Genomic DNA, 8,820 nt, shown 5'->3' on the forward strand with positions numbered 1-8,820 from the left:
CGACTATTCGGTTGCCGGACTTGGCGACCATGGTACCGGCAACTCCGGTGGATTGACCGCTTCCGGCCTGGCGCTCGGGTTCGAGTTGGATTCGTTTGAAGGCCGCCGTGCGCGGCCGATCGCGGCGCCAAGACCGAGCGAGGCGATTGCCACCAGCGGAATGCCGGCGATCCAGGGCAGGCGCGGCGCCAGTGCGTAGAGCGCCGTGCCGATGGACGGACCGAGCGAATCCTTGAGGTCGACCGCCACCGACGAGGCCGCCATGTAGGAAGCCCGTCGTGCCTGAGGCGCCAGCGCATTGACGGCGGTCGGTACCAGCGGGCCGACCAGCATCTGGGCGATCGAGCACAGGCTGACCGCGCCGATCAGCGCCAACATTGCAGGCGAGGCGGCCAACAGGGCGAAGGCGAGTATCGTTGCCAGGCCGGCACCGACCGTCAGCCACAAGGCGGACCGTGCCTCGACCATACGGCTTACCAGCATCTGCAGGCCGACCGTCAGGGCGGCCGCGTAGGCGAACAGCGCGCCGACGCCGGATGGTGTCAGCGTGCCGGCGTCATGCGCATAGAGCGGGATAACCGCCTCGATCCAGTTGCCGGCGACCTCGAACAGGACGACCCAGAGCAGGAGCTTCGCCAACCGGCCGTCGCGGAACGCCGGCAGCAGCGCGGACAAGCCTTCTTCCTCTTCGTACTCTTCATCGCCGTCGCCGGTGGCGCGGCCGGCGCTGATCGTCTCGTCCAGGGCCAGCAGCATCATGATTCCGTCCAGCACAAGCATCGTGCCGCCGGCGAGAAACACGCAGCGCAGTGACATAAGCGCAAGCAAGGCACCACAGGCCGGCCCGAGTATCTGTCCCGCGCTCGAACTCACCCGTGCCATGCTGAACCAGCGCGGATGCGCGGACGGCTCTGTCACATCGGCGATCGCGGTCAGTATTGTCGGGTGAAGCACCGATTCGCAGATGCCGGTCAAAAGCAGCACGAGCGCGGTGGCGACGACGCCGTGTACGAAGAACAGGGCCAGAAAGCCGGCACCGACGCCGAGCGACGAGGCAATCAGCACCGGCCGCCGGCCGATGCGGTCGGCGATGCCGCCGATGAGCGGCGCCGCCAGCAGCTCGCCGCCGGCATAGCAGCCGAACAGCAGGCCGATCGCGCCGACAGGGATGCCGGCTTCGCTGCTTGCCCAGAGTGGAAAGAAAGGCACCAGCGCGCCATCGGCGAAACCGGCGCAGAAGAACAGAAAAAGTCCAAGCGTCGCCGGGCGCGGCAGCCCGCGCCAGGAGGGAATTGTGGTCATGATGATGTCACCTACGCGTCGGAGGCCCGAAGGGCCGGATTGCGCGTTGTCTGACGTTAACGCCTACGGCCGCTCGAGGAGCGGCGTCGTCTATGCCGGAGTGTTCAGCCGAGCCGCATCGACAACTCCACCTCGTCGCCGAACGGCGTCGACATGTAGCCTCCCGCCGGCAAGTGCACGCGCTCGAGATAGTCAGGAGCGAAATCGGCGTTGTCGGCAATGACCAAAGCGCCGGGCCTCAACCGGCTCTCGACCAAACCAACAATCTCCGGATGGAGCGCCTTGGCGCCGTCGAGCAGCAGCAGGTCGATCGTATCGGGCAAGTCGGCGCTCAGCGTCTCCAGCGCGTCGCCCTCGCGGATTTCGACCAGGTCGATGAGGCCGCCTTCCCTGAGATTGGCCTTGGCCCGCATCACCTTGGAACTCTCGAATTCGGTCGTGATCAGACGGCCGCCGCCATTGTCCCGCAGCGCGGCGGCGAGGTAGAGCGTCGAGATGCCGAACGAGGTGCCGAATTCGACGATGATGCGCGCCCCCGTGCTGCGCGCCAGCATGTAGAGCAATGTGCCGGTTTCCGGCGAAACCGCGAGCCAGAGATCCTTTATGCTGCCATAGAACTCGCGATATTCGGTCTTGCTGTTGAGCAGGCGGGCCCGTTCTTCATGCGAATATCGCGCCATGGCCGGGCTTGTCGCGGCATTGGCTTCCTCGAACAGGCGCGCGAGCAGGGGAGCCAGCGGGGTTCCGGTGAGCGTGGTCATGGCAGTTCTCCAGTCGGAAATGCATGCGTCGTTGTGTTGTCTCGAGAATACGAATAATCCTTCAGGTTTCCAATTCGCATTCCCGGGTGCCGCCATGATCCAATGCCCAACCCCTTCAGTTTCCACCCGAAAACAGCCTAAGCAGGCGCGCGCCACGGAACTCGTCGCGGCGATTTTAGAGGCTGCTGTTCAGGTTCTGGCGAGTGAAGGCGCACGGCGTTTCACCACCACGCGCGTGGCCGAAAAGGCCGGCGTCAGCGTCGGCTCGCTCTACCAGTACTTCCCCAACAAGACGGCTCTGCTGTTCCGGCTACAGAGCGATGAATGGCGGCAGACGACGGAGCTCTTGTGCGGCATCCTGGAGAACGCCGAAAGTCCGCCGCTTGAGCGGACGCGCACCCTGGTGCACGCCTTCATCCGTTCGGAATGCGAGGAGGCAGCGGTGCGCGGGGCCCTGAACGATGCCGCTCCGCTCTACCGGGACGCGCCTGAGGCCGACGAATCGAGGGCCGTGGCCAATCGCGCGGTCCAGTCGTTCATCCGCGAGACGCTGCCCGATGCGCCCGATGCCGTATGCGTCATGGCCGGCGACCTGATCCGAACGACGCTGAGCTCGGTGGGGGCGGAGTTTTCGGAAAAGCCGCGAACGTCGGCGGAAATCGAAGCCTATTCCGACGCCCTCGCCGACATGTTCTGCGCCTATCTCAAATGCCTGGGGCACCAGGCCTGATCCAGGCGCTTAGACGTCACTCCGCCGCCCGTACCATCGGCCTGAACCTGGCCATCATCGAACGCAGGACCGCCGGCTTCAACGGCTTGTTGATCATCGAGATATCGAGGCCTGCCGCGGCTGCTCGCACCTCGTTGGAGCGGTCGGCCGTGACCAGCACGGCCGGCAGGTCGTCACCATGCGTCGCCCGCAGCCGGATGATAATGTCGAGACCGGTTTCGCGGTCGAGATGGTAGTCGGCAAGCACGATGTCCGGACGTTGGACCGCGACCCTGTCGAGATCCCCCGAGCCGGTCACCGTGGCGACGTTGCAGCCCCAGCCTTCGAGCAGCAGCCGCATGCCTTCGAGGATACGGATGTCATTGTCGATGCACAGCACATACAGCCCGGACAGCGAAGCCGCCGCGCGGGCCGGCGCCCTGGTCTCGACCTCGCGTCGCGGCTCCTGCGCGGCCGCCATCGGCAGGATGACGGAAAAGCGCGTGCCCTTGCCGGGGTTGGAGAAGATGCGGATCTCGAGCCGCAACACCCTGGCGATGCGGTCGACGATGGAGAGGCCGAGACCAAGACCTTCGGCTTCGCGTGCTCCTTCGTCCAGCCGGGTGAACTCGTGGAAAACAGTGTTGAGTTTGTCACCTGCGATGCCGATACCGGTATCGATCACCTGGATCTCGGCCAGATCGCCACGGCGCCGCACACCGACAAGGATGCGGCCCTGGCGGGTGTATTTGATGGCGTTGGAGACAAGATTCTGGATCAGGCGGCGCAACAGGTTACGGTCCGTCATCACCGTCAGCGACGACGGCATGATCGTCAGGCCAAGCTTTTTCTCCGCGGCCAGTGGCCGAAAATCATTACCGATCTGGCGCAGCAGGCCATCCAGGTTGAAGGCGGTGTCGTCAGGTTTCATGGCGCCGGCATCGAGGCGCGAGATGTCAAGCACGGCGCCGAGAATGGTCTCGACCGATTCCAGCGAGGATTCGATGTTGATGGCCGCCTTGCCTGCTGGACCCTTGCCGGCCTTCTCGATCAGCGAAGAACAATAGAGCCGGGCGGCATTCAAAGGTTGCAGGATGTCGTGACCGGCGGCGGCAAGGAAGCGTGTCTTGCCGAGATTGGCCTCCTCGGCGAGCATCTGTGCCTGTGCCAGTTCCTCGTTGACCCGGGTCAATTCCTCGTTGACCCTGGTCAGTTCGACGGTGCGGGTCTTGACGCGCTGCTCCAGCGATTCATTGGCGCGCTTCAACGCCAGGTCCTGCTCGACGCGCCCCGAGATGTCGGCATAGGTGGCGACGATGCCGCCGTCGGGCATCGGGTTGGAGCGCAGTTCCACGATGCGGCCGCTGGTCTTCAACTCCATCTGCCACGGGCTGACGAAGCTGGTCAGCCGGTTGAGCATCGTCACGCGCTGGTCGGCGGGAATGTCGCCGCGCTCGGTCAGATGGCGAAGGATCTGGTCGAGCGAAACGCCGACCTGGCCCATCTCGTCGGGCAGGTCGAACAGCGCCCGGTACTGGCGGTTCCAGCAGATCAGCCGGAAATCGCGGTCGAAAACGGTGATGCCTTGTTCCATCTGGTCGAGCGCGATCTGCAGCAGGTCGCGGTTGTGCTGCAGCGCTTCCGTGGCGTCGTCGAGCAGGCGGAAGGCGTCGCGGGATTCTCGGTCGTGGCGGCGAAACAGCAGTGACAGGATCAGACGCGCCGAGGAAGAGCCGACGGCGCTTGCCAACAGCTGCTCGGAAAAGCGGATGACGTCCATGCTGGCCTGCTCGTTGCCGTGCAGCGAGGTGCCGTTGCTCTTCTCGAAGGATTGAAAGGACCGCTCGGTGCGTTCGACACCGAGATAACGTGCGATCGTATCCTTGAGGTCGTTGACGGTGATGGCAGTGCGGAAGCGGCGCAGGCTCGGCATCGGGCCGGCTTCGCGCGGCACGAAGATCGATGCCTGGATGCGCTCCAGTGGCACCGACGCGCGCGACAGCGACCCGAAGACGAAGAACAGCGCGTTGACCGACAGGCTCCACAGCACGCCGTGGTTCAGCGGTTCGGCGACGGTGCCGAACAGTGCCTGCGGCCGCAACGCCTCGAAGCCGAACAGTCCATGCACGATGATGCCGGCATCTTGCGCGACGAGCGACGGCACCAGCAGCGTGTAGCCCCAGACCAGGATGCCGGCGACCATGCCGAGTGCCGCGCCCCGGCCGTTGGCGCCGCGCCAGATCAATCCGCCGATCAGGGCCGGCGCGAATTGCCCGATCGCCGCGAAGGACATCAGTCCGATCGACGACAGCCGGGCGCTGTTGGTGCTCTCGCGATAGTAGAGAAAGGCGATGAACAGAAGGATGAAGATCGCTCCACGCCGCACATTGAGGATAAGCGTCGACCAATCCTCGTTCTCGGAGGTGGTCGTGCGCAACAGCCGGCGCACGAACAGCGGGATGATCAGGTCGTTGGAGATCATGATCGACAGCGCCACGCTCTCGACGATGACCATGGCGGTTGCCGCCGACAGGCCGCCGATGAAGGCGGCCATGGCCAGGAAATCGTGGCCGCTGAACAGCGGCAGCGACAGCACATAAAGGTCGCTGCTCGTCCTTGTGCCGACCAGCGTCAGGCCGGCAAAGGCGATCGGCAGCACGAACAGGTTGATCGCCACCAGGTAGAGCGGGAACACCCATGTCGCGGTGCGCAGTTCGGCCTCGCTGCGGTTCTCGACGATGGTGACGTAGAACTGCCGCGGCAGGAGGATGATGGCGAAACCGCTGAGACATGTCAGCACCAGCCAGGTGGCGAGCGACGTCGAATAGCCCATTGCCTGCCGTACCTGGCCATTCTCGGCCAGCCGGTCGAACATGTCGCCGGGGCCGCCGAAGATCAGGAAGATGACCATCAGGCCGATGGCCAGGAAGGCGGCAAGCTTGACCACGGTCTCGACCGCCACCGCCAGCACCAGCCCGTCCTGGTGTTCGGTGGCGTCGGCATGGCGTGTGCCGAACAGGACCGCGAACAAGGCAAGCAGCATGGCGACGACCAGCGAGATGTCGCTGACGAAGGGATCGAACGAGGGCGGCGAGCCCGTATAGTGCTCGACCATCAGGCTGACCGAGCCGGAGATCGCCTTCAATTGCAGCGCGATATAGGGCACGGCGCCGATCGTGGCGATCAGCGTGGCGATCGCGGCCACGGTGAAACTCTTGCCGTAACGCGCGCCGAGAAAGTCGGCGACCGAGGTGATCTTCTCGGTCTTGGCCAGCCGCACGATGCGGTTGAGCAAGGGAAAGCCGAACACGAACACCAGCACCGGGCCGGTATAGATGCCGAGGAATTCGAGGCCGCGTTCGGAGGAAAGGCCGACAGAGCCGAAGAAGGTCCAGGACGTGCAGTAAATGGCAAGGCTGAGCGCATAGATGAAGGGCCGCGCCCGACCGGGGCCTGACAAGGCCGAGCGGCGGTCGCCCAGGCTGGCGATGGCGAACAGCAGCGTCACATAGGCGATCGCGATGATGACGATGAACAAGCCCTGCACGCCGGCAAGATCCTCCCTGTGCCGATTTTCACCTGGCCGGATCAGACGCAATCACAGCTTGGGCGCCAAGTCCATCGCGGCTTTCGGCGCATGCGGGCGATGATTTCCGGCGGCTGCCCCAAGGTAAGGAGAAAGCGGTTGTTTTCTTTTTTAGCCGATGGTGCAACCCAAGGTTTTTGTTATGGTGTCGTCGGGTCGGTGCCGCGGGGATGGGACGGCTGCGCGACCCGCCATGACAAGGAGGGTCGAATGCTGAAAGAATTCCAGGAATTCATTTCCAAGGGCAACGTGATGGACTTGGCCGTCGGCGTCATCATCGGCGCTGCCTTCGGCAAGATTGTCGATTCGCTGGTCAACGACATCATCATGCCGATCGTCGGAGCCATCTTCGGCGGGTTGGACTTCAACAATTACTTCTTTGGGCTTTCCTCGGCCGTCAACGCCACCTCATTGGCGGACGCCAAAAAGCAAGGCGCCGTTTTTGCCTATGGCAGCTTCATCACCGTGGTGCTGAACTTCCTCATCCTCGCCTTCATCATCTTCCTCATGGTCAAGGCCGTGAACAACATGCGCAGGCGCCTGGAAAAGGAAAAGCCCGCCGCAGCGGCAGCTCCTCCGCCGGCCGATGTACAGCTTTTGACCGAAATCCGCGATCTGCTGGCCAGGCGGTAGACGGATAGAGTTCTTCTGGACCAAAACCCCGGTCGTTCGCGGCCGGGGTTTTCTGTTTTCGTATCTGGTAAGCAGCGCTTACGAACGCCCGAGACAACGGACCTGCCCAATGACCCTGATCCAGACCCTGCGCCCCGAGGCCCTGGCCGCACCTGAAAGCGGTATCGTCGCCGTCGTCAACTACGGCAGATTGCGCGAAGGCCTGATCCCGCTCTGGGCCGGCGAGGGCGACCTGCCGACGCCTGCCTTCATCACCGATGCCGCGTCGAAGGCGCTGGCCGGCGGCGAGACGTTCTACACCTGGCAGAGGGGCATCCCCGATCTCAGGCAAGCGCTGGCCCGCTACTATTCCAGGCATTTCGCCAAGACCTTCCCCGAGGAACAATTCATCGTCACCGGCTCAGGCATGCATGCCATCCAGCTGGCGCTCGATGCGCTTGCGGGAGCTGGCGACGAAGTGATCTACCTGTCGCCCGCCTGGCCGAATTTCGACGCCGCCGCCGCGATCGCGGGTGCCGTGCCGGTGCCGGTCACGCTCGACCATTCCGGAAATGGCTGGTCCTGCGACGTCGAGAAGATCGCGGCGGCGGTCACGCCGCGCACGAAGGCGCTGTTCATCAACACGCCGTCCAATCCGACCGGCTGGACCGCCGACCATGAGACCCTGCGGGCGATCCTCGATCTCGCCCGCGCCAGGGGTCTGTGGATCATCGCCGACGAGATCTATTCGCTGTTCCACTATGGTCATGGCCGCGCGCCATCCTTCCTCGACATCGCGGAGGCGGAAGACCGCATCCTGTTCGTCAACAGTTTTTCCAAGAACTGGGCCATGACCGGCTGGCGCGTCGGCTGGATCAAGACCCATCCAAGCCTGCAGCAGGTGTTCGAAAACCTGATCCAGTATTCGAACTCGGGTGTCGCCCAGTTCATGCAGCGCGGCGCGGTCGCGGCGCTCGACGAGGGCGATGCCTTCGTCGCCGAACAGGTGGAGCGGGCGAGGAAAGCCCGCGACCTGGTCTGCGGCATTCTCGGCGAAACCGGCAAGGCGCGCTTCACCGTGCCGCAGGGCGCCTTCTACCTGTTCTTCACCGTCGATGGCATCACGGATTCGCGGGCAGCCGCTTTCGAAATCGTCGACAGGGCCAATGTCGGCCTGGCGCCCGGCACCGCCTTCGGCCCCGGTGGCGAAGCGTTCCTGCGGCTGTGCTTCCACCGCCGCCTCGATCAGCTCGAGGAAGCGGCAAACCGGCTGGCTAGCTGGATGAACACTGTTTGAACAGGTGGCGGCCTTAGCCGCCTGACTTCGGCACCAGAAGCGGAATAATGCGGTCACCTTTCGCGACGGCTGGCCGTCCCGCAGACCCGTAAGGAATGCCGAGCGCGTCCCATGTCTCGACCAGCGCGTCCTGCAGTTCGGCGATCAGCGCGTCGGAATGGAACGGCGTCGGTGTGATGCGCAGCCGCTCGGTGCCGCGCGGCACCGTCGGGTAGTTGATCGGCTGGATGTAGATGCCGTGCACGCCGAGCAGGCGGTCGCTCGCCATCTTGCAGAGCTCCGGATCGCCAACCAGCAGCGGCACGATGTGGGTTGGCGACTCCATCACCGGCAGGCCGGCGGCGGACAGGATCTGCTTGGTTCGGCTCGCCTGCTGTTGCTGGGCGTCGCGCTCGGCCTGCGAGCGCTTGAGATGGCGGATCGAGGTGGTCGAGGCGGCCGCGATCGCCGGCGGCAGCGCCGTGGTGAAGATGAAGCCCGGCGCATAGGAGCGCACCGCGTCGATGACGGCGCTGGTGCCGGTGATGTAACCGCCCAGCGTGCCGAAAGCCTT

General features: G+C 64.4%; 7 protein-coding genes. 3 read left to right on the top strand and 4 right to left on the bottom strand.

Features of this window, described 5'->3' with window-relative positions; translation table 11 throughout:
* Positions 1-3: 3 nt before the first annotated feature.
* Positions 4-1,302, bottom strand: a complete 1,299-nt coding sequence (locus FJ960_RS19805) for an MFS transporter (RefSeq protein WP_246672877.1) — start codon at positions 1,300-1,302, stop codon at positions 4-6.
* A 104-nt stretch (positions 1,303-1,406) separates the two neighbouring features.
* Positions 1,407-2,063, bottom strand: coding sequence for an O-methyltransferase (locus FJ960_RS19810; RefSeq protein WP_140716213.1), 657 nt, complete (start codon positions 2,061-2,063; stop codon positions 1,407-1,409).
* 94 nt (positions 2,064-2,157) lie between these two features.
* On the opposite strand from FJ960_RS19810, the gene FJ960_RS19815 reads away from it, so the two are divergent.
* Positions 2,158-2,793 carry a TetR family transcriptional regulator gene (locus FJ960_RS19815; RefSeq protein WP_140716233.1) on the top strand — a complete coding sequence of 212 codons (636 nt, stop codon included), beginning with the start codon at positions 2,158-2,160 and terminating at the stop codon, positions 2,791-2,793.
* Positions 2,794-2,809: 16 nt separating this feature from the next.
* Here FJ960_RS19815 and FJ960_RS19820 read toward each other — a convergent pair whose 3' ends face one another.
* Entirely contained in the window at positions 2,810-6,319 is a 3,510-nt protein-coding gene (locus FJ960_RS19820) for a PAS domain-containing hybrid sensor histidine kinase/response regulator (RefSeq protein ID WP_140716215.1), read from the bottom strand.
* Positions 6,320-6,568: 249 nt separating this feature from the next.
* On the opposite strand from FJ960_RS19820, the gene mscL reads away from it, so the two are divergent.
* Together mscL and FJ960_RS19830 are read left to right on the top strand one after the other, a co-directional pair.
* A complete protein-coding gene (gene mscL / locus FJ960_RS19825) occupies positions 6,569-6,991 on the top strand; it encodes a large conductance mechanosensitive channel protein MscL (RefSeq protein ID WP_027145683.1) in 423 nt (140 codons plus the stop codon).
* A 109-nt stretch (positions 6,992-7,100) separates the two neighbouring features.
* Positions 7,101-8,267, top strand: a complete 1,167-nt coding sequence (locus FJ960_RS19830; protein WP_140507515.1) for a pyridoxal phosphate-dependent aminotransferase — start codon at positions 7,101-7,103, stop codon at positions 8,265-8,267.
* A gap of 13 nt (positions 8,268-8,280) precedes the next feature.
* On the opposite strand, the gene FJ960_RS19835 is transcribed toward FJ960_RS19830, so the two are convergent.
* Positions 8,281-8,820, bottom strand: a 540-nt coding sequence (locus FJ960_RS19835) for an aminotransferase class I/II-fold pyridoxal phosphate-dependent enzyme (RefSeq protein ID WP_140716217.1), incomplete at its 5' end; no start/stop codon positions are given.

Origin of the sequence: Mesorhizobium sp. B2-3-11 (assembly GCF_006442215.1) — a bacterium.
Lineage (GTDB): Bacteria > Pseudomonadota > Alphaproteobacteria > Rhizobiales > Rhizobiaceae > Mesorhizobium > Mesorhizobium salmacidum.

What these genes read in the sequence shown, in the direction of transcription:
- FJ960_RS19805 (WP_246672877.1), bottom strand. Translation starts at nt 1,302, where the DNA reads ATGACCACAATTCCCTCCTGGCGCGGGCTGCCGCGCCCGGCGACGCTT.
- FJ960_RS19810 (WP_140716213.1), bottom strand. Translation starts at nt 2,063, where the DNA reads ATGACCACGCTCACCGGAACCCCGCTGGCTCCCCTGCTCGCGCGCCTG.
- FJ960_RS19815 (WP_140716233.1), top strand. Translation starts at nt 2,158, where the DNA reads ATGATCCAATGCCCAACCCCTTCAGTTTCCACCCGAAAACAGCCTAAG.
- mscL (WP_027145683.1), top strand. Translation starts at nt 6,569, where the DNA reads ATGCTGAAAGAATTCCAGGAATTCATTTCCAAGGGCAACGTGATGGAC.
- FJ960_RS19830 (WP_140507515.1), top strand. Translation starts at nt 7,101, where the DNA reads ATGACCCTGATCCAGACCCTGCGCCCCGAGGCCCTGGCCGCACCTGAA.